At 33.4% G+C, this 26,939-nt stretch carries 18 protein-coding genes; 15 read left to right on the forward strand and 3 right to left on the reverse strand.

Annotated elements, in window-relative coordinates; translation table 11 throughout:
• Positions 1-244: 244 nt before the first annotated feature.
• Positions 245-1,726, forward strand: coding sequence for an OmpA family protein (locus IPK88_04415; protein MBK8242647.1), 1,482 nt, complete (start codon positions 245-247; stop codon positions 1,724-1,726).
• Between the two features lie 414 nt (positions 1,727-2,140).
• Here the strand turns inward: IPK88_04415 and IPK88_04420 are convergent, their stop codons facing one another.
• Positions 2,141-3,328 carry a DUF255 domain-containing protein gene (locus IPK88_04420; protein ID MBK8242648.1) on the reverse strand — a complete coding sequence of 396 codons (1,188 nt, stop codon included), beginning with the start codon at positions 3,326-3,328 and terminating at the stop codon, positions 2,141-2,143.
• Between the two features lie 107 nt (positions 3,329-3,435).
• Here IPK88_04420 and IPK88_04425 point away from each other — a divergent pair, with 107 nt between their 5' ends.
• The 5 genes from IPK88_04425 (at position 3,436) to IPK88_04445 (ending at position 10,139) form a co-directional block, all read left to right on the forward strand.
• Positions 3,436-4,623, forward strand: a complete 1,188-nt coding sequence (locus IPK88_04425) for an aspartate aminotransferase family protein (protein ID MBK8242649.1) — start codon at positions 3,436-3,438, stop codon at positions 4,621-4,623.
• 226 nt (positions 4,624-4,849) lie between these two features.
• Positions 4,850-6,706 (forward strand): hypothetical protein, encoded by a 1,857-nt coding sequence (locus IPK88_04430; protein ID MBK8242650.1) that lies wholly within the window; start codon positions 4,850-4,852, stop codon positions 6,704-6,706.
• A 52-nt stretch (positions 6,707-6,758) separates the two neighbouring features.
• Positions 6,759-6,938: a hypothetical protein gene (locus IPK88_04435; protein ID MBK8242651.1), complete on the forward strand. Its 180-nt coding sequence runs from the start codon at positions 6,759-6,761 to the stop codon at positions 6,936-6,938.
• Positions 6,939-7,224: 286 nt separating this feature from the next.
• Entirely contained in the window at positions 7,225-8,637 is a 1,413-nt protein-coding gene (locus tag IPK88_04440) for an MBOAT family protein (protein MBK8242652.1), read from the forward strand.
• Between the two features lie 2 nt (positions 8,638-8,639).
• Entirely contained in the window at positions 8,640-10,139 is a 1,500-nt protein-coding gene (locus tag IPK88_04445; protein ID MBK8242653.1) for a DUF4843 domain-containing protein, read from the forward strand.
• A 14-nt stretch (positions 10,140-10,153) separates the two neighbouring features.
• Here the strand turns inward: IPK88_04445 and IPK88_04450 are convergent, their stop codons facing one another.
• Positions 10,154-10,573 carry a nucleoside deaminase gene (locus tag IPK88_04450; protein ID MBK8242654.1) on the reverse strand — a complete coding sequence of 140 codons (420 nt, stop codon included), beginning with the start codon at positions 10,571-10,573 and terminating at the stop codon, positions 10,154-10,156.
• An 81-nt stretch (positions 10,574-10,654) separates the two neighbouring features.
• On the opposite strand from IPK88_04450, the gene guaB reads away from it, so the two are divergent.
• Positions 10,655-12,136, forward strand: a complete 1,482-nt coding sequence (gene guaB / locus IPK88_04455; GenBank protein ID MBK8242655.1) for an IMP dehydrogenase — start codon at positions 10,655-10,657, stop codon at positions 12,134-12,136.
• A 132-nt stretch (positions 12,137-12,268) separates the two neighbouring features.
• Positions 12,269-14,518, forward strand: a complete 2,250-nt coding sequence (locus IPK88_04460) for a hypothetical protein (GenBank protein MBK8242656.1) — start codon at positions 12,269-12,271, stop codon at positions 14,516-14,518.
• Positions 14,519-14,688: 170 nt separating this feature from the next.
• Here the strand turns inward: IPK88_04460 and uvrA are convergent, their stop codons facing one another.
• Positions 14,689-17,529 (reverse strand): excinuclease ABC subunit UvrA, encoded by a 2,841-nt coding sequence (gene uvrA / locus IPK88_04465; GenBank protein MBK8242657.1) that lies wholly within the window; start codon positions 17,527-17,529, stop codon positions 14,689-14,691.
• 328 nt (positions 17,530-17,857) lie between these two features.
• Between uvrA and IPK88_04470 the strand changes: the two genes are divergently transcribed.
• The 7 genes from IPK88_04470 (at position 17,858) to IPK88_04500 (ending at position 26,398) form a co-directional block, all read left to right on the forward strand.
• A complete protein-coding gene (locus IPK88_04470; GenBank protein ID MBK8242658.1) occupies positions 17,858-18,439 on the forward strand; it encodes a sigma-70 family RNA polymerase sigma factor in 582 nt (193 codons plus the stop codon).
• A 916-nt stretch (positions 18,440-19,355) separates the two neighbouring features.
• Positions 19,356-21,350 (forward strand): dehydrogenase E1 component subunit alpha/beta, encoded by a 1,995-nt coding sequence (locus tag IPK88_04475; protein MBK8242659.1) that lies wholly within the window; start codon positions 19,356-19,358, stop codon positions 21,348-21,350.
• A 7-nt stretch (positions 21,351-21,357) separates the two neighbouring features.
• Entirely contained in the window at positions 21,358-21,756 is a 399-nt protein-coding gene (locus IPK88_04480; protein ID MBK8242660.1) for a DUF5606 domain-containing protein, read from the forward strand.
• Positions 21,757-21,762: 6 nt separating this feature from the next.
• A complete protein-coding gene (locus tag IPK88_04485) occupies positions 21,763-22,503 on the forward strand; it encodes a glycosyltransferase family 2 protein (protein MBK8242661.1) in 741 nt (246 codons plus the stop codon).
• 108 nt (positions 22,504-22,611) lie between these two features.
• Positions 22,612-24,045 carry an asparagine--tRNA ligase gene (asnS, locus tag IPK88_04490; protein ID MBK8242662.1) on the forward strand — a complete coding sequence of 478 codons (1,434 nt, stop codon included), beginning with the start codon at positions 22,612-22,614 and terminating at the stop codon, positions 24,043-24,045.
• Between the two features lie 18 nt (positions 24,046-24,063).
• Positions 24,064-24,669, forward strand: a complete 606-nt coding sequence (locus IPK88_04495) for an OmpH family outer membrane protein (protein ID MBK8242663.1) — start codon at positions 24,064-24,066, stop codon at positions 24,667-24,669.
• A 379-nt stretch (positions 24,670-25,048) separates the two neighbouring features.
• On the forward strand, positions 25,049-26,398 hold the full coding sequence (locus tag IPK88_04500; protein ID MBK8242664.1) for a hypothetical protein: 1,350 nt from the start codon (positions 25,049-25,051) through the stop codon (positions 26,396-26,398).
• The last annotated feature ends 541 nt before the right edge of the window (positions 26,399-26,939 follow it).

Raw genomic sequence — 26,939 nt, forward strand, 5'->3', positions numbered from 1 at the left:
AATTAGACAAGAAATAAATAAAAGCAAATTATTAATGTGCATAATTTGTAATTCCTTTGCTTTTTTATAATTAAATCTTTTTTTTATTTTTGAATTTAAATCATTATTAAGTAAAATCAGTCCCTTTATATAGTATATTTTTTAATATTTACCTAAAAAGTACTAATTTTGACTCACTTTTAAAGTTATTTGAGTATTAATGTTGATACTCTATTTTATTAATTCATTTTTTAATTCCCCTTTCATGAAACAATTATTATTGAACTTTATCCTGTGTTTAGCGGTATTAAGTACTGTTTACGGGCAGGATCTTCCTGTGAATACCCTAACTGTAAAACCAGTTTGGATTAATTTCCACTCACCAAACAATGACAACAAAGACCTTTTTACAGATCTGAATCATGCCTTTGAAATTGGTTATAGTCGTCATTTTGGAAAACTATTATCACTTAGCATTCCTTTAAGAATGGGTGCTGCTAATTTTCCAATATATAATGAATCTACAAAAACAGTGGATTCCTATACCCGCAGCCAATATTATGCTGGATTGGATGCCTTACTAAATCTTCACTTTTTCCGTGGAAAATTGGTATCTCCTTTTGTTTACGCTGGTATTGGAGGTGTTTCTCAAAACTTTGATAATGGGTTCGTTCAAGCGCCTGTCGGTTTAGGTGTAGATTTCAGAATTAATGAGTTGTTCAGTATTGTAGCCCAATCTGATTATCGATTTGCATTCGAAGATGGCTATGATAATTGGCAGCACGCTATTGGTATCAGAGCATCTATATTGGGCAAACCAAAAGATTCTGATCGCGATGGTTTAGCAGATAAAGATGATATGTGTCCTGATGTTCCTGGTACATTAAATGGCTGTCCGGATACAGATGCGGATGGAATTCCTGATAAAGATGATAAATGTCCGACTTTAGCCGGAGTAGCTGACAATATGGGCTGCCCTTCTGATAAAGATCATGATGGCGTTTATGATGTTGATGATAAATGTCCTGATGTAGCAGGAACATTAAAAGGTTGTCCGGATTCAGATAAAGATGGAGTTGCCGACAAAGATGACAAATGTCCAACGGTAGCAGGAATCGTTATGGGTTGTCCGGATTCAGATAAGGATGGCGTTGCAGATAAGGATGATAAATGTCCAAACCAACCTGGCCCTGCTTCCAATAGCGGTTGTCCTGAAATTAAGGATCAAGATAAAGATGGTGTAGAAGATGCAAATGACCCTTGTCCAACTGTAGCTGGTAAATTTAACGGATGTCCGGATACCGATGGCGATGGAATCGCTGATAATTTAGATAAATGCCCTAATACCCCAGGAGTAGCTGCTAATAAAGGCTGTCCTGAAATTAAAGTTGAAGACAAAAAAGTGTTGGATGTAGCTATGCGCGCTGTTCAATTTGAAACTGCAACTTCCACTATAACTAAGGCTTCTTATAAAAACTTAGATGCCGTAGTTTCTGTACTTAACAAATATCCTGAAATGATGGTAAGCATTGAAGGCAATACGGACAATGTTGGTGAACCTGAACGCAACCAAAAACTTTCTGAAAGAAGAGCAAAAGCATGTATGGATTATTTAATTTCTAAAAAGATAGCTGCAAACCGTTTATCTTCAAAAGGAAATGGAGAGAATAACCCTATCGGTGATAATAAAACTAAAGAAGGTCGTCAACAAAATAGACGTACTGAATTTAATCCAATTTGGAGATAGAATAATTTAAAATATTTAAAAACTGCCAATAGTTTATACAATAAATTATTGGCAGTTTTTTTTATATCAATTTATACTTGTTCACATATTCTTATTGTCGGTATAATTTTTTATTGTAATTCCATTATACCTAATTCGCCTTTGAAAATTACTGTAAAGAAATTAGGCTAATCAAGCAATTAGATCTTCCAATTTAGTTTAATTCCAGACATGAATTAGCAGATTATTAAAACTTATGAAATGGTATATGTGCTGGCAAGTACATTAGATTTTTTTAAACATTGAAGAACAAAACACTTTATGTTTTATCATTAATTACATCCAATATGTATATAACATTTTACCTTTATCCAAGCCGTTTTATTTTTGAAGTTATGATCTAGATCAACCTTAGCCCTTCAATATCGGTGCTTATTATTTATTCTCCAATGATTGTAGTAATTGGTCGAAATGCATCGTATTCTCTGATTTTTCTTTGGCACGGTCTCTACCTTTTTTTAAGATAGCTATAGCTTCTTTATGTTTACCATTCATTTTTAAAATATTGCCATATAATAAATATTGTTCGCTAAGACCTCCGTTTTGCATGGCTTTTTTAGCTAATTTTTCAGCAAAAGCGCTAATGTTATGGTCTGTTCGAAAATAATTTATACTGGTGCTTGCAAGTTGAGTTAATTTAGAAGCATCTTTTTTTACCACCTTGGAAGCATATGATTTGGCAGCTACTAAATATTTTTTTGAATCTCCGGTTTTACCATAATATTCTAAATTGGTGGAGTACAGAAATTCATTTGATTTTTCTGGATAGTGTTTCATCTTTTCCTGAGCTTCCTTCAATAAATCTTCATTGCGATATTCCAATGCTTTTTTGAAGGTCCTAATACATGCACCATTGACTCTGGATTCAAAAGTTTCCTTTGATTTCAATTTGATGATTTCACTTTTATATTGAATAAATTGATCAAAAATTTTAGAATCTGCTTCTGTGGTTCCTTCAATTATGATTTCCAAATTTTCCTTTGTGCTTAGATCCTTTTGACCCTGAAGGTATTCATTGGCAATTTTTAGACTCGGTTTACCTACCTGATTTAAAGCTTTGAGGTATAATAAAACGGTTTCAGGATCTCGTTTTCCAGCATTATACATTTTTTCATAATCACCTGATCGGTCATTCTTTTTTAATGCATCTCTTCCTAAGTCTATGAGACCATCTGGAGGTCTTGCCCCAGTACCTTTATGTACTAACTTTCCTGTTTTATCTATAAATAATAAGGTAGGATAGGCGTTAACTTCATATTTGATGGATAAATCGGGACCCTCATCTTTTTCCATATCAACTTTCATATTGATGAAATTAGCATTAAAAAAGCTACCAACAGTTGGGTCTGGAAAAGTGTTGGCTGCCATTCTCTTGCAGGGTCCGCACCATACCGTAAATGCGTCCATAAATATAAGTTTCCCTTCTTTTTCAGCCAAGGCCAATGCTTCTTTGAAACTACCATGGAAGAATTCTATACCTCCACTTTTAGTTTCCTGGGCATAAGATTTCGAAGAAATCATGAAAAGAAGTGAAAATAAGAGTTGTAGTAACGATTTTTGCATGTTTTCCAATTTTTGTATTATTGAATACACAACAAAGATCGTATTTCTTTAAGAGTTTATTGTTGTAATTCAATTGAAATGTTTGGATTATATATAAATCATTCCATATGTATGCAAGATCTCAATTTTTAAATCGAATAGGTCAAACCAGTGAAATTCCTCAGGCTTTTGAAATATCAAAGGCTTCTTCATGCTTTTTAATTGATCAAAAAGGCAATACTTATGTGGATATGATTTCTGGCTTTAGTGTAAGTAATATAGGGCACCAACATCCAAAAGTAATTGAAGCCATTAAAAATCAAGCTGATTTGTACCTACATTCTACGGTCTATGGCGAACATATTCAAAGCCCACAAATTAAACTCGCTGAACTGCTTACTTCATGTCTACCCCCAACTTTAAACCAGGTGTACTTCTTAACTACTGGAAGCGAGACGATAGATGCAGCAATCAAGTTATGTCGTAAGGCTACAGGAAGATTTGAAATTGTTGTGTGCAGAAAGGCTTATCATGGTAGCACATTGGCTGCTGAATCATTACGCAGTGATCATGATCATAATCAGGCATTCAGACCTTTAATTCCAGGCATCAGATTTATTGATGCCAATAAGATCTCTGATTTGGAATTCATTAATTCCAAAACTGCAGGAGTTATTACAGAAGTGGTTCAAGCGGAGGCCGGTGTAGTTCATCTAGAAGATTCTTATCTCAAAGAATTAAGATTTAAATGTAATAAGACTGGAAGTTTACTCATTTTTGATGAAATTCAAACAGGCCTAGGCCGAACTGGAAGTTTATTTGCGTTCCAAAAAACCAGTGTTTGTCCTGACATTTTATTAAGTGGCAAAGCGCTCGGTGGAGGAATGCCTCTTGCAGCTTTGATCACCTCTAAACAATTATTAGTGCATTTTATGAGGCAGCCAGCATTGTCATACATTTCAACTTTTGGGGGACATCCGGTCTCATGTGCAGCAGGGTATGCAAGTCTCAAAGTCCTCTTCGAGGAAAAAATTTTGGAAGAAGTTGAATTGCGGAAAGAACTTATGATTAAAATATTGCATGCGCCAGCTATTATTGAAGTAAGATGCGCTGGATTATTGATGGCCATTGACTTCAAGAATGAATCATTAGTTTGGACATTAATCAATCGTTTATACCATAAAAACATTCTGGTAGAAAGCTTTTTATTCTGCCCCGGTGCATTAAGAATAGCTCCTCCGCTTAATATTCCAATTCCAATTTTGGAAAAAACCTGTCAAACCATATTAGAAACGATCATTGAGTTAAACACCTAAAAATTACTGCTTGAAAAACACTTAGCTTATAAAGTACCATTCTCCGCCTACTATTTTTTAAAGGTTTGCCATTCCTTCACAATAAAATTAGATATTTTTGGAATTTTACATTATTTTTGAAAAGTTTTTATCATATTGTACCTATAGTTATTCATTGAATTTGTGATTTCAAAAAAATGAACGGAAACTATAGACTGATTTTATTAGTTCAAAAAATTTACGAAATATGAAATATTTATGTTTGATATTGTCCTTGATGTTTCAACTAACTTCTGCACAAGACCTTACTAATAAATACACCTACAGCGCATCCGAATTGAACCAATTTACAATAATTGAAAGTCCCTCGATAAAAGTCAAAGAAAAAAGCCGGACGATCCAAGCAAAACAAGCAGATATGCGGTTTGAACCTTTGCTTATCCATCCTATAAGTCAGAATTTATCAGAAAATGATGAAGAATTACAAAAAATTAAAGAAAAAAGGGATTTTTTAAAACAATCTGAATTTGGAATAAAAAATAGAGGTCAAAATGATGACAGTCCTTTAGCCCCAAAAATTACAATTGGAAGATCTTTTTATGCAGATATAGATGGGGCTTGCCCTAATGATAATACCATTGCCATATCAAATGGTGGAAGAATTATAAGTATGATGAATGAATATGTAGGAATTTATAACAGAAATGGTGCAAAATTGAATTTCTATACTTTAAATGAGTTCTTCAATTTTTCAGGAAGTTTGTGTGATCCTAAAGTGGAGTATGATCCTGTGGCAGATCGCTTTTTTGCATATATCCAGGCGTGTGGTTCGGTTCATGATCACATTGGTTTTGCATTTTCAAATACTAATGATCCTAATGGAAGTTGGCATATTTATGAATTTGATTCTGACGCCTTTGGTGACAATTCATGGTCTGATTATCCCAAGGTTGCAATTAATAGAGACGAAGTATTTGTATCCATGAATTTATTTGAAGATGTAAGCAATGGAAAATATAAACAATCCATCGTTTATCAATTAAATAAAACAGAAGGTTATAATGGTAATTCTATACACTATAAAATCTGGAGCGGTTTTAAAAATGGAACACTACTTCCTATTCGTTCAGGATCCTCTAATCAATATGGCCCCGGAATATATTTGGTACAAAGTACTGCTGGTGGTTCTGATTTCATAAACTATTATGATATTACTGGCAAACTTGGAGATCCAAATGCAAAATTACTATATCAAAAATTAACCACCACATCTTATGAACCCTCCGGGAATGCATACCAATACGGTACTTCAGTAAGATTAGATATTGGTGATTGCAGAATGCAGGATGGATATTATTTAAATGGAATAATTCACTTTGTTTTTTCAGCTGATGATCAAGGTTATAGTGGAATTCGTTATCATAGACTTGATCCAACATTATTGAATATAAATAATTTCCAAATATTTTCTGCTTCAGATGAAAGAGATTTTTGCTATCCATCCATTGCACCTTTTTCAAATGCAACCGGAGATCATACTTCAATCATACATTTTGCATCATCAGGCATAGATTATTATCCAGATATGCGCGCTAAATTATATTTCAATGATTTTACTTCTGCAAGTTCGATCAGAGTGCATACTTATGGTCCAAATCAAACATGCGCAACTAATGGGGTTTCAAGATGGGGTGATTATAGTGGCATTGCTAAAGTATATAATTCATCAACCCCGACCGTATGGATAGCGGGCAGTTTGGGTAGCACAGTAAGCTATAAGTGGGTGAGTTACATAGCTGAACTATATTCATCACCCGATGCTACTTCTTCTCCTCAGATTAAAGTAAACACTAGTATAAATCCACTTCCAGTTACGAATAGGCTAAATTATACCATAGAATTAAGTAAAAAAACGACAGCCATTTTTACTTTAATAGATGAGACCGGACACACAATAAGTAATGTATTTGAAGGCACATTATTGCCTGGAGAAAATAAATTTTCATTTTCAACAAATGAACTAACGAATGGTACTTATTATTTAAGAATAACATCTACAAAAAATGAACTTATTAAAACTGAAAAAATACTTATTGCTCATTAGTTGCTTGTCTCTTCTTATATCTTGTAATAAGCACAATAAAAACACTACCGTAGTGTCAGATACAGGAGATAAAAATCCAATGCATCACCAACCAACACATGGCAAGGATACTGTGAAAATTAAAACTTCAGAAGAATCATCTAAGAATCATGAGTATGATCAACATAGAATTGATTCCATCAAAAATTCAAAAACCAAACCACCTATACGTAAAAAGGGAAAAGGAGATTGATTGACGTTCAATTATATTTAATTGAGTTGATTATTTTAAAAAGTGATTGTCGATTTTATAAATGCACTTGAGATGTGAATGTAATTCTACAAAAATTGAAGTTAAATAATTCAAATACGCTGTCCGATTTTCAACTTCAGAACATATTGGAAATAATTTTAAGTATCATAAAATAAAAATTTTATGCCTCCTTTTAGCATCGTAAATGTTTATGATCTATTCCGGTGCTTCATGATTATGTTATATATTGTTTATCTTTGATCCTTAAAACGAGAACATATAATTAATGATCTTTAATTCCATTCAATTTATTATTTTTTTACCTATTGTTGTTATCCTTTATTATTTACTTCCTTTCAAGTATAGATGGATACTACTTTTAGCGGCTAGTTATTATTTCTATTTATGTTGGAATGTCAATTACATCGTATTGTTATTAAGCTCAACAATAATAGATTATGTGTGTGCGATAATGATGGATCTATATCATAATAAGAGAAAGAAACTATTGTTTTTATGGATTAGTGCTTTTTCTAATTTTGGAATGCTATTTACATTCAAATATTACAACTTTTTTATTGATAGTATTAATTATAGTCTAAATTTTTTTTCTATAGGAAGTCCCATTCCATTTATTGAAGTATTATTACCTGTTGGTATCTCCTTTTATATTTTCCAAACTTTCAGTTATGTAGTTGATGTATATCAAGGAAACCAAAAAGCGGAAAAACATTTTGGATATTTCGCATTATACGTAACCTATTTTCCTCAACTTGTAGCTGGCCCTATAGAACGATATACCAGTCTAGCGCCACAATTACAAACCAAACATACACTTGAATATAAGAATTTAGCAAATGGTTTAAGATTGGTACTATTTGGTTTATTCATTAAAATGGTGATTGCTGATAATTTATGTTTATATGTAGATCGGTTTTACAAAGATCCTGCTCTGTTCAATAGTCTTACTGCTTGGAAAATAATGATACTTTATTCATTCCAAATTTATTCTGATTTTCATGGATATTCTACTGTTGCCATTGGAAGCGCTTTGATGATGGGTGTTCATCTAATGGATAATTTTAGAACACCCTATTTATCCAAAAGTATAGGAGAATTTTGGCAACGGTGGCATATATCTTTATCTACCTGGTTTAGAGATTATTTATATCTCCCCTTAGGTGGAAACAAGGTTCGATATTCGAGATGGGCATTTAATATATTTATTGTTTTTGCAGTAAGTGGTTTGTGGCATGGCGCGAATTGGACCTTTGTTATTTGGGGATGTCTGTATGGAATTTTATATATAGTAGAAAAAAAAATCAACACCATAATTCATTGGAACTCCAAACAACATACCTCTAATTTAATCAATGGATTTTTAGTTTTAAAGAATTTTTTATTGGTGAGTTTAATTTGGGTTTTGTTTAGATCACAAAATTTAAGTCAGGCCAAGACTGTTTTTTTAGGATTAATTAACCCAAATAAAATAGGGGATGCTATTATTTTGGAATGGCAAATAGTTATTTTATTTTCAATATTCTTATTATTGGATTATATTTTATATAACACTAGATTTGATATTTGGATAGAGACCAAGCCCTCTTTTGTAAGATGGTTTATTTATGGAATCTTAATATTATCGGTAATTGCTTTTACGGGTACCGAAAATTTTCCATTCATTTATTTTCAATTTTGATTATGTCAATCTTAAAAAAAATTATTTATAAAATAATTCTATTGATCTTACTTCTTGTCCTTTTGAATTTTGTTTATGTAGCATTATTTTATCAAAAAGACTTGCAAGAACATTCTGAAATTATTAATAAAATAAGAGCAATTGATCCCAAAGCAGAAATTGTTTACTTTGGAGAATCTTCTAATACTTCATTTGATTCCATGGATTGTGACCAACGATCCATAAGTAAAATGTGTGCTGACTATTTTCCAAGCATCACATTTGGTCATGTTACTAAAGTTGCTTCACATGGAAGCATATATAAAACGCTGATTCAACAACTCGGTGGAAAACCAAATATAAAGACCGTAATTGTTACTTTAAATTTAAGAACATTTAATGCTGATTGTCGTTTTTCAAATCTAGAAACTCCCTTGCAAAAAAGTCTTGTTCTTCTAAAAAAATATCCCCCACTTATTAATCGATTTCTTTTATCTTTTAAGGTTTATGATATCAAAACTAAAAAGCAAAGAGAAGCTCAGGTATTAGAAAGTTGGAAAATGGACAGTTTTGTTCTTGGATCCAATATTCCTTACAGAACGACTTACGATTGGAATGATGCAATGTCTCTAATTGGGGTTAAAAATCAGGACGGTACCTTAAATCAAAAATTGACCGATTTAGCATGCCATTACATCAAAGGATATGCTTTTGTTATTGATACAATGACCAATCCAAGAATTAAAGATTTTGATGAAATAGTAGCTTATGTAAAGGCAAAACATTGGAATTTAGTTTTCAATCTTTTAGCAGAAAATATTCAAACCGCAAAAACACTGGTAAATGATGAATTAGCAAGTATGATTAAACAAAATCGAAACATGTTAGTGCAGAGGTATGAATCAAAAGGGGTTTTGGTTGTGGACCAGTTGCAAATGGTAGATAGTGCTTATTTTACAGATAAAACATGGACTACTGAACATTATAATGAGACCGGTAGAAAAATAATAGCTCGAAATTTAGCTTATGAACTTCAACAATATCATCCGAATCAATTTATAGATCATCAAAAAAACATCCTTAAAGGTCGAGTACTCAAATCTAATTGTGAAGGGCATGTTCAATGGTCACAGGTTCAGACACTTTCTGAGGAAATGTTTTTTAGCCCCAATCGTTCTTCAAAAGTAAATTCCATACATCCGTATAGTTTAACCCTGGAACAAAAAATAGAAGAAGTTTCTGATTCAAGTATTAGATCTATAATCTTCAATACTAAACTTTACAAGACTAATATTAATTCTACTCCAAAGTTAATTTTAGAAATTGATTCAAATGGAAAGCAATCCTATTGGACGGGTGTCGATATTAATACTATGTCTTCAGAAGCTTGTAAATGGTTAGATATTGAACAAACTTTTTTAGTAAGTGGACTTATTTCTACCGGAGATGTCATCAAAATTTATCTTTTCAATGAGTCAAGTTCACCCGTATATGTGGATGATTTTAGAGTCAGTTTTTTATAAATTATAAATATCGCCTATTTCTGTCTTAAGGTCGTAAAAAATTGACTTAAAAGTGCTTCACTTTGCTCACTTTCCAAGCCAAATTGGATATTGGTTTTTGGATGTAGAAGATCTTTTCCATATCTCATGAAGCCTTGTTTTTGATCTTCAGCAGCATATATCACTTTGCCAATTTGTGACCACCGAAGTGCTCCTGCACACATTACACAAGGCTCTAAAGTAACATATAAAGTACAGCCTTTCAGATATTTACTTCCTAGAAATTCCGCTCCAGCCGTAATAGCCAGCATTTCTGCATGAGCCGTTACATCATTAAGCAATTCGGTTTGATTATGTGTTTTGGCTAAAATTTGATTTTTATAAACCAAAACGGCCCCAATAGGTATTTCCCCCGCTAAAGCTGCAATTTTAGCTTCAGCAAGTGCCAATTTCATAAAATGTGCATCACTAAAAATACTTAACACGATATGGATCGATTTTTGTGTTTAAGAATCCGTAAAGATATATCTTTGCACATGGAATCAAACTTCTTTGCACATTACTTTCCTTCTCAGGAAGCCCTGACCTTTGATGATGTACTTCTTGTTCCCGCTTATTCAGAGGTTTTACCCCGGGATGCAGATATCAGCACTTTACTGACAACTGATTTAAGACTTAATGTTCCCATCATTTCTGCGGCCATGGATACGGTTACAGAAAAAGATCTCGCTATTGCAATGGCCAGGGGAGGAGGCATAGGAATTATCCATAAAAACATGCCAATTGAAGCCCAGGCAGATCAAGTAAGGAGTGTCAAAAGATCTGAAAGCGGAATGATCATAGATCCAGTAACTTTAGAAGCTTCTGCAAAAGTCAAACAAGCCATTGAATTAATGACCCTACATCGAATTGGAGGCATTCCTGTTGTGGATAAAAAAAATAAACTCGTGGGTATCCTTACCAATAGAGATCTAAGATTCGAAGCGCATCCAAAAAGATCTATTAGTGAGATTATGACAACCGAAAACCTTATAACAGCTCCTATCGGTACAACTTTAGAACAAGCTAAGGAAATTCTTCAAAGATATAAAATTGAAAAATTACCGGTAACAAAAAAAGATGGAACCCTGGCCGGTTTAATCACTTATAAAGATATAATGAAACTAGAGAGTTATCCACTCTCATGCAAGGATAGTTTAGGCAGACTCGTTGTTGGGGCTGCTGTAGGTATTGCCTCAGACACCATGGATCGTGTGGAAGCCCTTTTAAATATGGATGTCGATGTAATTTGTATTGATACCGCTCATGGACATTCCAAAGGTGTTTTAGATATGGTAAAAAATGTTCGTAAGACTTTCAAGCATATTCAAATAATTGCTGGAAATGTGGCCACTGGTGAAGGTGCATTAGCACTAGCCAATGCAGGAGCTAATGCTGTTAAAGTTGGCGTAGGTCCTGGCAGTATATGCACTACACGGGTAGTTGCAGGAGTTGGAGTGCCTCAACTAACAGCTATTTCTCTAGCAGCTCATGCTTTGGCAAAAAAAGGAATTCCTGTGATTGGTGATGGCGGAATTAGGTATACCGGAGATATTCCGAAGGCTATCGCAGCAGGAGCCTATTCCGTTATGGGAGGTTCGTTATTTGCCGGTACAGAAGAAGCTCCAGGTGAAACCATAATCTTTGAAGGTCGAAAATTTAAGGTGTATCGTGGTATGGGTTCCATCGGAGCTATGCAACAAGGTTCAAAAGATCGGTATTTTCAGGATGTTGAAGACGACATCAAAAAGTTAGTTCCAGAAGGCATTGAAGGTCGATTACCTTATAAAGGCAAAGTTTCCGAAGTCATGGTACAATATATCGGCGGATTAAGAGCTAGTATGGGATATGTAGGAGCAAAAACCATTTCTGATCTTCAAAAAGCAAAAATGGTTAGAATATCAAATAGCGGAATCACAGAATCCCATCCTCATAACATTACCATTACCAAAGAATCACCAAATTATTCAAGGAGATAATCCAATATTTGAATTGATTTTCCGGCATGACAAGCAGCGTATTCATTGTACTTGGCGTCATTCCCTTCGAGGTCTTGTAATAAATTGAGTAAATTTGCAATTCCATAAATTTATCTTTTAAACAATGTTATCATGAAATCATCACTACTTACTGCTCTTTGTATATTTATCTTAAGCCATACTTCCTGGAGTCAAACTATTATTTTTGTTAATATAGCCGCTACCGGAGCCAATAATGGAACTTCTTGGCAAAATGCGTACAAAGACTTACAAGTAGCTATTGATGCTGCAAAAAAGAACAACATACTTTGGGTAGCCAAAGGAACTTATAAACCAGGCAAAGGCTCTGGTAGCATTACCCAATCCTTTGTTGCTAAAAGTGATATTGCCATTTTTGGTGGTTTTAAAGGTACTGAAACGCAGTTTGCCCAAAGAGATTTTAAGACCAATCTAGCGATATTGAGTGGTGATCACGCAGATAATGATGACCCTATTGATAATACGCTAAGAAGAAGTGATAATGCGCAACATGTAATATATGCAGATACCAGTGTGTTGAATTTTATTTTAGATGGCTTGGTAATATCCGGAGGTAATACAGCAGGTGCAGGAGGTGCTAATGATGAACGTAGAGGAGGTGGTTTTTTATGTTATGGTGAGGTCAAAATTAAAAATTGTATTTTTAGAAACAATTATGGCTATTTCGGTGGTGCCTTTTATCCAAGAGCACAAAAGTTGAATTATACTTTAGAAAATTGTACTTTTACTAATAACACTGCCGATGCTGGAGGTGGAGGAGCTTTATATGTTGTTAGCCCAGATGGTATAGGAACCATTACCAATTGTACCTTTGAATTAAATAAAAGCTCTGGTAGTGGCGGAGCTTTGAATGTTCAAATCTCAAAACCAAATTTTAGAAATTGTAAATTTTTATTCAATACAGCTTCAGGTACGGGTGCACGCGGTGGTGCTGTTTTTTCAAGTATTCCAGGATCCAATTATTCCAATTGTGAATTCGCTGGAAATATGGCTACAACTTCAGGGGGAGCTATAAATATTAATGGAGAAGGATATCCATCCATTGTTGATTCTTGTATGTTTACAGATAACGAATCGGGTTTTGGTGGAGCTGTAGCCATGTTTAATGGTAGTAAAAACACAGCTCAAGCCTTAAAAGTAACATTCAATTTTTGTCAATTTGAAAATAATACAGCATCCCTTTCAGGAGGTGCAACTTTATCCGGATTTAAAGCCAATACTATATTTAATGATTGCTCATTCAAGGTTAACATGGCTGGTTTAAGTAGTGGTGGTTTTGGCGGTGCCATTTTTAGTCAAAATGATTCTACTTCAGTTAGCATATTCCGCTCACAATTTGAACTCAACAGTGCCCTAAAAAATGGTGGAGCCTTAAGTGCTATCAATGGTGCTAAAATTAATATAGAAAAATGCAATTTTGAAGGTAACGATGCTGTAAATGGTGGTGCGATAAGTTTTATTGAAGACACCATTGACTTAGTTGGAAGTTTGAGAATCCTGAATTCAAAAATCGAATTTAACCAAGCTAAAGATTATGGTGGTGGTTTATATTTATACAATACCAAAACAGATGTGAATAATTGCATTATTGGAAATAATTCATGCGAAGAAGGAAAAGGATTTGGTGGTGGTTTATCCATAGTACAAGCTAAGAGTCCATCTGTGGCAGTAAAATTTATTAACACAACCATTGCTACAAATAAAGCTAAAAGCGGATTTGGAATTTCTACTTTTACAAATGCAGCAAACTTATTAAAAATTGAATTATTAAATACTATTCTTTACCAACCAGATGGCACAAATTATCAAGTAGAATCGGGTCCTCAGGTCATATTAAGTTTAGGTGGAAACCTGTCATCAGACAAAAGTTTAACCATTTCAGGTACTAATGATATTATAAATACAGATCCACTTTTTGTTAATGCAGGCTTAGAAGATTATCACCTAAAATCTGGCAGTCCTTGTATTAACAAAGGCATTAAAACTGCAGAAGTTTTGTCCTTAGATATTGAGAATAGAATTAGGGATAACTCACCAGATAAAGGTTGCCATGAGTTTGGAGCTCCAGTACCAAACCGTGACCTGGAAATAAATAATTCTCTAGTGATTATGGCATCCAATCAATGCAACACATTACAATTTACAATTGAATCAGATTGGAAAGGAGTAGCTCAATACACTGTTTTTGATGTAACCGGTAAAATAATAATCACTGGACACTTTAATAAATGGTCAACCAAAGAGAATATCATTCATGAGGGTTTAGTATTTATGCCTGGGGTCTATTTCCTTAATGTAGTTCATGATACAACCATCGTTGGTAAATCATTTTTTAGAGACTAATATCATTAGTTAAATTGCCTATCATTGGTTTGCATTTTATTCATAAAAAATAAATTGCAAACCAAACCTTTTTGCATGTGATTTATTATTGGTTTGAGAATACTACAACAGTAGTATTTAGCATCATTGTTACTCTAATCAATTCACTTTGTAGTGATGTGACACATCCATTAAGAATTTCCTACTAATTTATTTTTGAGATAAGGAGCCGTTACTGAATTTGATACATGAACTAGCCCTTCCGGTGGTCCTTCATAAAGTAAGAAACCACCTTTTTTTCCACCTTCAGGACCCAGATCGATAATCCAATCTGCTGTTTTGATGACTTCAATATTATGTTCAATAACCAATACAGAATGTCCTTTTTCAACAAGCCCATGCAGTGCAAATAATAGTTTTTTAATATCATCAAAATGCAATCCCGTTGTGGGTTCATCAAAAATAAAAAATATATGTTTGGTTTGGTCTTCTTGACCTAAATAAAACGCAAGTTTAAGTCGTTGTGCTTCTCCTCCTGAAAGCGTAGAAGATGATTGTCCTAATTTAAGATATCCCAAACCTACATCATCCAATGGCTTTAATTTTTTTACGATTTCTCTTCGGTCTCTAAAAAAATCCAATGCCTCTTCTATACTTAAATTTAAAACATCATTAATGTTCTTTCCTTTATATAATACTTCCAGTATTTCATTTTTGAATCGTTTTCCAAGGCAATCTTCACATAACAATGTTACATCTGCTAAAAATTGCATTTCAACAACAATTTCACCATCACCTTTGCAAGCTTCACATCTTCCACCTTCTACATTGAATGAAAAATGTTTTGCTTGATATGCTCTCATTTTAGCCAATTGTTGATTTCTAAACAAATCTCTGATTTCATCATAGGCTTTGACATAAGTTGCCGGATTGGATCTTGATGATCTTCCAATTCCTTGTTGATTGACCATCTCAACTTGTGCCAATCTTTTAAATGATCCTTCCAACTCTGCACCAAGTAATACATCTTCAGGTGCTGCATCTTCCAATTTTGATCTTAGGAGTGGGTATAGTAATTGTTTAATCAAAGTCGTTTTGCCAGAGCCTGAAACACCTGTAACACAAACCAAGTTATTAAGCGGAATTCGAACGGATATTTGTTTTAAGTTGTGTAATTGTGCATTGCTTAAGGTTAAAAAATCTATAGATTGCCTTCTTATTTTTGGAATTTCTATTTCGTTGATACCTGTTAAATAACTTGCTGTTAGATTTTTTGAACCCAGTTTTTTAAATTCTTTAATAGGTCCGATAAATTCTAACAAGCCTCCATGTATTCCTGCTTTTGGTCCAATATCTATGATGGTATCAGCTTGATGAATTATTTCTTCTTCGTGTTCAATAACAATAACTGTGTTTCCTAAATTACGCAAGTGAAATAAGACTTCGATCAGTTTAGTTGTGTCTTTTGGGTGAAGTCCGATACTGGGTTCATCAAGTATATATAAAGAAGAAGTTAGATTAGACCCTAGCGTCCTGGTGAGATGAATACGTTGAGATTCTCCTCCGCTGAGCGAATTCGCTAATCGATCTAAAGTTAAATACCCAAGTCCAATTTTATTTAAAACCCCAAGTCTATTTTTTATTTCTGTCAAAATACGAACAGAAATGATTTGTTCATTTTCTGTTAATTGTATGGATTCAAAAAATTCAATGAGTTCTTCAACAGGAACAAACATTAAATCTCTAAAATTTTTATCATTAATTTTTATATACAAAGCCTCCGGTCTTAAGCGTCCTCCCAAGCAACTGGTACAGCGTGTACGACCCCGATACCTGGCTAATAAAATACGGTTTTGAATTTTGTAAGTCTTGGATTCAAGTTCTTTGAAAAAAGCGTTGATACCTAAATACTGTTCATGTCCATTCCAAAGTATATCAACTTGTTCAGGAGATAAATTTTTGTATGGCTTGTGCAGTGGAAAATCTATTTTATGTGCTATCTTTAGTAATGGACCCAACCATTCATCCGATCGTTCTCCCTGCCAACATGAAATGACACCTTCATAAACTGATTTTGTTGGATTGACGATAACCTTATTCTCATCCAGTCCAATAATTCGACCATAACCTTCACATTTAGGGCAAGCACCAAATGAATTATTATAATTAAATAAGGCTGCACTGGGCTCATGAAAGGTCATACCATCCAATTCCATTCTAACAGAAAAGACTTTCTCTGTGTCATCATTGACAATAATCCTACATTGTCCATATCCTTCACCTAATACCGTTTGTATGGAATCCGCAATCCGTTTATTAAATTCTTCATCGAATTCTTGAATTATAAATCGATCAACGACTATTCTGTATTTTTCTGAAGCCGGATCGATCACTTTTATCTTAGCTATTTTTTTATCAGATTCAATAAGATCTTGGATCTCAACAAATTGATGGTCTATCAGAGCTCGGGTGTATCCTTTTTGTCCTAAAAATTCAAATTCTTGTTTAAGTGTACGATCGGGATACACTTTTTGAATCGGAAAAACTAAGTAAACTCTATCATTGGGCTTGAGTGATAAAATAAATTGAAGAATATCATGAACCTCATTTTTTTTAACCTCTTGACCAGAAATGGGTGAATAGGTTCTTCCTATCCTGGCAAACAACAACCTCAAATAATCATAAATTTCCGTCAAGGACCCTACTGTAGATCGTGCATTTGTAGAAATTACTTTTTGTTCAATAGCAATTGCAGGACAAAGTCCTTTGATATAATCAACTTCAGGCTTTTTCATTCGATTTAAAAATTGCCTTGCATATGCAGATAAACTCTCCACATACCTGCGTTGACCTTCTGCATATAAGGTATCAACAATTAAAGAAGATTTTCCGGAACCTGAGACACCAGTTACTACTATCAGTTGATTTTTGGGAATGCTAACATCAATATTTCTTAAGTTATTGGAGCGTGCGCCTTTAATCTCAATATATTGAGTTGGTCTGGTCGGTGTTTTAGTTTTAGCCTTAGCCATAGTTTAAAATAACTCGCAAAAAGACGCAATTTTTATGACAATCACAAATAAACCCTTGGATGAATTAAGCCTAGTCTTTATATTTTATCTATACTAGGTACTAGATTTTAATAAATAATTTGAAAATAATAAGAATGGTATTATATTTGCCACACTAATATCGAGTTTGTCTTTGGGTTAAAATTATGTTAAAAAGACCCATTAGATGCAACGAAAGTTATTATTAACGTATCTTTATATCATCAAACTTTTTTTAATCCAAATATAATTCGCCTATAGATTCTAACTTCTACACTTATTTTTAATTATTTTCTTAAATTAAATGGGTATGCAAGTTATTAATCTAACTGATCATGAATTGATCACAGCTTATTTGGACGGTAGTGAAAGAGCCTTTCAAGAATTACTTTCTAGACATCAGCAAAAAATTTACACAGCCATTTATCTTTTTGTCAAAGATCGTGATCTTGCTGAAGATTTATTTCAAGAGGTCTTTATTAAAATTATTGACACATTAAGACGTGGTGGTTACAATCATGAAGGTAAATTCTCTCAATGGGCTGCCCGAATCGCATACAATATGTGTGTTGATCATTTTCGTCGGGGCAAAAGAAGAACCAAGGTGAATAATACAGATGACTTTGATATCTTTGATGTATTGGTTTTACCGGATGATAATCGAGAAGATCAACTCATTATAAGTGAGACCCATGATCGACTTAAACAACTCGTGGACATGTTACCTACAGAACAAAAAGAAGTTGTGATTCTTAGACATTATGCAGATATGAGTTTTAAGGAAATTGCTTCTTTAACCCGGGTTAGTATCAACACAGCTCTCGGTCGGATGCGTTATGCCCTAATCAATATACGAAAAATGATGGAAGAAGGTGCAGTGGTGTTGCAATAATCTAAATGTAATTAAGCAGTGTTTATTTAATTTTTAGTTGATTCATTCAGACACCAGATTTTAGTTTGAATAATAATCTGATTTTGTTATTAATTATTTAATTAACTTATGCATTGTATTGGACTGGGTTCAATCTTCTACTATTTATTAGTTCAAAAATATTAGAACTTTCCAATCAAGATTTAAGACTTTAAATCAGCAGATTTTTTTAGAAGAGATCAGCAGATATGATTGAATGACCATTATTGTTAGCTACACTTTAAAAAATAAATTGTAAATCTCAAGGAAGGGCGCAAACAACTTTATAAAAGAACAAAAATTTTAATTACTGAAAAATACGAATAAGCATTTAATATAAATTTAAGTTTTCAATCTAATATTTATGAAAATTTATTGAAGAGATTGAATTACCAGATTATACAACAATAGAATAATGCATTCCAGTTGTTCTAAATAAAACTTCAAACAGTCCATTTAAAAATAATTTCAGAATCGCAAGAATTTATTAAAAACACAATAGCAGCTTAAGCAAAGCATTAATGGATAAAATTTTACTTTGTTAGAAAAACCAAAACTTAGAATAAGATTATTTTCTTAAAAAAATCCAGAGTCTCAAATGTTTATAAATCATTAAATCAAACTGTTAAAAAGAAAAAAGGGGCCGAAACCGAGCGGTTTCGTCCCCTCTTAATAACACTATGAGAACACCCTAAAGCACAAAGAACGGAATATTTGTAGATTTAATTCATTTATTGAATCATTTTTTTTATAATTTTTTTTATTTTCTATATATATCACTCATTTACAATATTTTATATTTATTTCAACAATCTGTTGATCCGGGAAAAAGAAATATTAAACTAGGAATGTTTCCCAAATTTTATCTTGCGATATTTGTGCGCCCATTTATGTTTAAATGAATAAAAAATCTAACATTTCTTACCAGCGAGCTGACCATACTGGAGCGCTATTACAGAACTTGTATAAACGTTTAGTCTTTCCAAGGCTAGTAGAGGAAAAAATGTTGAATTTACTTAGACAGGGAAGAATTACAAAATGGTTTTCAGGTATTGGTCAGGAAGCTATTTCCGTAGGTGTTACTGCTGCGTTACATTCTGATGAATTTATTTTTCCATTGCACCGAAATTTAGGAGTATTTACAACTAGGGACATGCCATTGGATAGGTTATTTGCCCAATGGCAAGGAAAGATAGCCGGCTATAGCAAAGGTAGAGACCGTTCTTTTCATTTTGGTAATATGGATTATCATATAGTAGGTATGATTTCCCATCTTGGACCGCAATTAACTTTGGCCAATGGCACCGCACTAGCTTCAGTTTTAAAAAAAGAAAAAAAAGTTTCTGTTGCATTTACTGGAGAAGGAGGCACTAGTGAAGGGGATTTTCACGAAGCATTAAATTTGGCTTCTGTTTGGCGACTACCTGTTATATTTATTATTGAGAATAACGGTTACGGATTATCAACACCTACCAACGAGCAATATGCCTGTAAGCATTTAGCAGATAGGGCGATCGGATATGGCATGGAATCCCGGATAATAGATGGCAACAATATTCTTGAAGTTTATTCAACGATAAAAGAAATAGCTGAAGAAATAAGAATAAATCCCAGACCCGTTTTAATAGAATGCATGACCTTTAGAATGCGTGGACATGAGGAAGCATCTGGAATAAAGTATGTACCAAAAGAATTAATATCTGAATGGGCCACCAAAGACCCCATTGAAAATTATGAATTATGGTTAGTTGATGAAGAAATAATGACTCAAGATCAGTGCCATGAAATTCGTTCACATTTTAAAGAGCAAATTCAAAAAGATGTAGAACAAGTTTTTGATTGGGAAGAAGGAGATGCTTCTATAAAAAATGAATTAACGGATGTTTTTGCTCCTTTTCAATTCATTAAACAACAAGCTAAGCCAAATTCAACGAGACAGATCCGCTTTATTGATTCCATTAAAGAAGGTCTGGATCAAGCCATGGAAAAGCATAACAATTTAGTATTAATTGGTCAAGATATAGCTAAATATGGTGGTGTATTTAAGATCACGGAAGGACTCATGGATAAATATGGCTCGTCTCGCGTACGGAATACACCGATTTGTGAATCAGCAATTATTGGAGCTGGTTTAGGTCTTAGTTTAGGAGGATTTAAATCAATGGTAGAAATGCAATTTGCCGATTTCGTGAGTTGTGGTTTTAACCAAATAGTTAATAATTTAGCCAAATTGCATTATCGTTGGGGGGAAAAAGCAGATATGGTCATACGATTACCTGCTGGTGCAGGGACTCAGGCAGGTCCATTTCATTCCCAAACGAATGAAGCTTGGTTTACGCATGTTCCTGGTTTAAAAATAGTATATCCATCGAATCCTTATGATGCCAAAGGTCTTTTATTAACCGCCTTCGAAGATCCTAATCCAGTATTGTTTTTTGAACACAAAGCTTTATACAGATCTATTGAAGGTATTGTACCTGAAGAATACTATAATATTCCTTTTGGTAAGGCTCAATTGATTCGATCAGGTGATGATTTGAGTATTATTACCTATGGTCTAGGTGTCCATTGGGCCATGGAAGCTTGTGAATTAATGCAAATCAATGCAGATGTATTGGATCTAAGAACATTAACTCCATTAGATTATGAAGCTATTCATGCTACTGTAATGAAGACTGGTCGGGTGTGTATTTTACATGAAGACAATTTATTTGGAGGATTGGGAGGTGAGCTTAGTGCTTACATTAATGAACACTTATTCATCCATCTTGATGCACCGGTTGTTCGCTGTGCCTCGGAAAATACCCCAATCCCATTTGCCAAGAGATTGGAAGATATTTATTTAGCCAAAGATAAATTACAAGAAAAACTTAGATATTTGCTCCAATATTAAAATTGATATGATAAACTTAGATAAAATAATAGCCGTTAGCACTCAAAGTAGTTTGTTTTCATTAGTGGCTTCAAGATCAAACGGACTCATATTGGAAGATCTTTCCAATAAGAAACAAAATTTTTTTTCGTCTAGAATTTACCAATTCTCTCCTTTGGAATCGATTGGAATTTATACCTTAACCGACACCATACCATTAAAGGAAGTGTATGAAATTTTTATCTCTAAAAACGAAACAAATCCGATTCCTTTACACAATATACCAGACCCTGAAATTAAATCTTATTTTGAACAGGTATTACCACAATATGATCCCTATAAGGTTCATGTAAAGGATATGAAAAAATGCTTAAAATGGTATCACCAATTGAATCAGTTGGGATATTTCAATGAAGTAAAAGAATAGTCAAGAATGTATAAAGGGAAAAAAGTTGTAGTAGTACTTCCGGCTTATAATGCAGAAAAAACTTTAGAACAGACTTACAATGAAATTCCATTTGATATTGTAGATGAACTAATTCTTTGCGATGATGCCAGTCACGATGCTACTTTTGAATTGGCAAAAAAATTGAATATTCATCATTGTTTGAGACACGAAGAGAATAAGGGTTATGGAGGAAATCAAAAAACATTATATAAAAAAGCTTTAGATATTGGAGCAGATATTATTATAATGCTGCATCCAGATTATCAATATACTCCAAAATTAATACCTGCGATGGTTAATCTTATTGGAGATGATTTATATCCTGTTGTTTTAGCATCTAGAATTCTTGGAAAAGGTGCATTGAAGGGTGGAATGCCCTATTATAAATATGTCTTTAATCGCTTATTAACGATGACTCAAAATCTTTTGGTAAATTATAAATTATCTGAATACCATACTGGATATAGGGCGTTTAACAGAACCGTATTAGAATCCATAGCATTTGAAACTAATTCTGATGACTTTGTTTTTGATAATCAAATGTTATCACAAATCATTTACAAAAAATTTGATATTGCAGAATTGAGTTGCCCTACAAAATATTTTGCGGAGGCATCATCCATTAATTTCAGGCGATCCATGATATATGGATTTGGCGTTTTATTGGTATCGGTAAGACATTTTTTGCAAAGACATCATTTAGCTTCATTTGAAATTTACAAGTAATTTGACTTTTTGAATTATCAAGCTAGGTTTTCATTCTTTCTTTATAATTAAACAATTTATAGAATTATATTTTTATATAACTTACTTTTGTGGGAAGAATTAGAAATCATGGATCGGATTAAAATCAAGGATTTATTATTATCACCAAAATTAGATCAAAGCATTTTGGTAATGGGTTGGGTTCGAACATTTCGAAGCAACAGGTTTATTGCACTAAACGATGGTTCCGGATTATCTAATCTCCAAGTAGTTGTAGATTTTGAGGCTATGGATCCTGAATTGCTCAAACGAATTACGGTAGGAGCATCAATTAAAGCAATTGGAACACTCACACCATCTCAAGGATCAGGACAGGCGGTTGAGTTGATAGCTACTGAAATAAGTATCCTTGGGGATTCAGATCCTGGGGTGTTTCCTTTACAACCTAAAAAACACAGCCTCGAATTCTTAAGACAAATCGCACATTTAAGATTTAGAACCAATACATTTGGAGCTATATTTAGAATCCGCCATCAGATAGCGTATTCCATACATCAATTCTTTAATGATCGTGGTTTTTATTATATACATACTCCTATAATAACCGCATCTGATGCTGAAGGAGCAGGAGAAATGTTCAAAGTAACGACTCTTGATCTGGACCATTTACCAAGAACTGAAACCCATGAAATTAACTTTAAAGAGGACTTTTTTGGGCGTGCATCAAATTTGACCGTATCGGGTCAGTTAGAGGCTGAATTAGCAGCAATGGGTTTGGGTCAGGTCTATACCTTTGGCCCAACTTTTAGAGCTGAAAATTCGAATACACCCAGACACCTGGCAGAATTTTGGATGATTGAGCCTGAAGTAGCTTTTGCTGATTTGGTTGATAATATGAATTTGGCAGAAGATTTATTAAAGTATGTTATTCGGGCGATTATTGAAAAATGTTCCGAAGATTTACAATTTCTTCAAGATAGAGAAGCAGAAGAAGATAAATCAAAACCACAGGCAGATCGAAATGAAATGCCGTTGAAAGATCGATTGATGTTTTGTATTGAACATGATTTCGAACGAATTACTTATACTGAAGCAGTTGAAATATTGAAGAATTCGACACCAAACAAGAAAGGAAAATTTCAATTTCCAGTTCAGGAATGGGGCATTGATTTACAATCAGAGCATGAACGATATCTGGTCGAAAAGCACTTTAAAAAACCAGTTATTCTAACCAATTATCCAAAAGGCATTAAAGCATTCTATATGCGACAGAATGATGACGACAAAACAGTCGCTGCGATGGATATTCTATTTCCGGGTATAGGTGAAATTATTGGTGGGTCTCAACGAGAAGAACGTTTAACTAAATTGGAATCAAGAATGACGGAAATGCATATTCCTACTGAAGAAATGTCATGGTATTTAGATACACGTCGTTTTGGTTCATGTCCACATGCAGGATTTGGATTAGGATTCGAGCGGTTGGTTTTGTTTATTACTGGGATGACAAATATTAGGGATGTGATACCTTTTCCTAGATTTCCAGGAAACGTTGAATTTTAATAAATTAAATAAAAATATATGATGAAAAATATTTCTTGGGTGCTTCACGGATTATCAATTATAGGAATCATTTTGCTGTGGATGCAAAATAATGGATTAAAAAAGAGTTTAGCGGTACATGATAATCCCTCTTCTTCCATTAGCAATGAAAATCAATCAACATCAACCCAATATCCAATTGCTTACTTTAGTTCTGATTCTCTATTAACACAACTTGGTTTTTTTAAAGAAAGCGAAAGTGGTTTTAAAAAGAAGCAAGAAAGCATGATGAACGAATTAAAAAATCGAGAAACATCATTACAAAAAGAAGCTGTAAAACTTCAGGAAAGTGCTCCGAATATGACCCGGAATGAATTAGAAAATGGTCAAATGAAGCTCGCTAAAATGGAACAAGAATTAATGGCGCGAAAGGAGAATATGGCCAACCAGTTTGCAGAAGAAACTGCAGAATTTAATGAAAAGCTACATCAGAAAATTACTTCCTATCTCAAAGAACTTAATACAGACAATAGATACAAATTTATATTTTCTGTATCGCGAGAAGGCAATATCTTTTATGCCGATTCAGCATTAGACATTACACCCATAATGGTTCAGGCTTTGAATGAGAAATACAGCAAGTAATTCAAACATTTTTTTAAAGTGAATTATAGCTAGTAGATTGGATTTAATTATTATTCATCCTTAAATGCTAACATCTGACATGGTATTTTAGGGTTTCTTAATTAAAGCGATCAAATGAATCTTAAAGTACCCATATTCCGGCTTTTTATATTTAAAAAATTTATTTTTGTATAATAACCACATTTAGGTAAACTTACTTCAACTAAAAAATAATGGACAAATTAGTCTTTTACTATTAAATTTACCTTATTTTTGTCTTGCCAATTTTATAAATTAAAAAGAACTTACTAATTAGAGATTTCTAATTAATTATAAAAGACTTAAAAATTTAAAATGTCTATTTTTGCTGAACTAATTCCATAATAATAATTCATATCCTATGAAAAAGGTTTATTTAATTATTCTCGTTTGTTCTATTGCTTATTTTCTAGCTTGTAAGGAGGATGTAACTGAACTAACCATTGATTCCAATTTAGAAAGTGCCATAATCAAACATAGTAAAACCGGATCTTTAAGTGATTATATAATGCCTTCAAGTATTGATTATAAGTCATTACCCAATCAGGATCCAAATAATCCAGTTACTGCAGAAAAAGTTGCATTAGGTAAATTACTATTTTTTGAAACCGGACTCGCACAAGATGCTAAGCAGTCCGTTTCATTAAATACCTATTCTTGTAGTTCATGCCATGTACCTGAGAAAAGTTTTACTGCAGGTCGTTTTCAAGGTATAGCTGATGGTGGAGTTGGTTTCGGATTTTTGGGCGAAGGAAGATCAAAAAATGTAAATTATCAGGGGTCAGAAGTAGATGCTCAAGGTGCTCGGCCACTTCCAACAATAAATTTAACCTACGTTCGTAATGCGCTTTGGAGTGGTGCATTTGGTGCAAGAGGCATGAATGTCGGTACTGAAAGTGCGTGGGGTATCGTAGATTCATTAACAAGCATCAATCACAAAGGTTTTGAAGGTCTAGAAGCAAACAATACCAGAGCATTATTTGTACATCGTCAGGTTATCAATAAGGATTTAATGACTAAGTTGGGCTTAAAAGATAAATTTGATAGTGCATTTCCTGATGTTCCTGAAAGTGAGCGATATGTCCCTCAAATGGCGAGCAATGCAATAGCAGCTTATTTTAGAACTGTTTTAACCAACGAAGCTCCTTTTCAAGAATGGTTAAAGGGTAATAAAAAGGCCATGACCTTACAACAAAAACGTGGTGCAGAATTATTTTTTGGAAAAGCAGCATGTATCAATTGTCACAACAGTCCATCATTCAACAATCAAAGATTTGCAGCAGTTGGAGTTAAGAATTTATTCCAAAGCGGACACGAAATATTCAGGACAGATGTTAATGATGCCAGAAACAAAGGTCGAGGTGGCTTTACGCTTCGCGATGAAGATTTATATAAGTTCAAAGTACCTCAATTATATAATCTAAAAGGAATCGGATTTTACTTCCATGGTGCAAGCAAAAATTCACTGAGAGAAGTTATTGAATATTTCAATGAAGCCAAAGGTGAGAATCCTGATGTTCCTGCAGAGAGATTGGATCCACAGTTCAAACCACTTAATTTGACAAATACTGAAATAGACGATTTGTTAGAATTTCTTGAAAATGGTCTTTATGATGATAATTTGGTGCGATACAAGCCGTATTTTACTCAATCAGGATTTTGCTTTCCAAACAATGACCCGCAATCTAAGAAGGATATGGGTTGTAAATAAATGACCCAATTTGGTTCTTAAACTTCGTTTTGATCCAAGGTAAAATTTAATATAATAATTGATATTTGTTGCTACTTTTATAAATCATTGTAAAAGTAGCAACACTATTTAAGCTCTGTTGAATTTAAGCTAATTTAAGCCCTCTTCTTAAAAATTGAACCATAACACCTTAATTATATAGGTTCATTTGAAATGGATTCTTTTAAAGTATTAACTTGGAAAATTTACTACCCTATTCAGGCATTTATGTCTTAATACATAGTAAAAAAACGATGTATAGATTCTTGAATGGCCACTTTAATGCCTTGAAAAACAACTAACTTGACTAATGTGATTTGCTGATTGTTGATCGGATGCCTAATAAATGCGTTTGTGACGAATAAATGAATGGTCTAGAATAATCAAAGTGAACTTAAGGAAGGAGGAGGGAATAACTTTTTGGATTGGGTATGCAACAGAGAAATACATTTGATAAAAAGGAGACCTAAGCTAAATCATCTCCGATAAGCTGAGAATACGTTTATTCTCAGCTTATGTTTTT

The sequence above is a fragment of the Candidatus Defluviibacterium haderslevense genome, assembly GCA_016712225.1.
Lineage (GTDB): Bacteria > Bacteroidota > Bacteroidia > Chitinophagales > Saprospiraceae > Vicinibacter > Vicinibacter haderslevensis.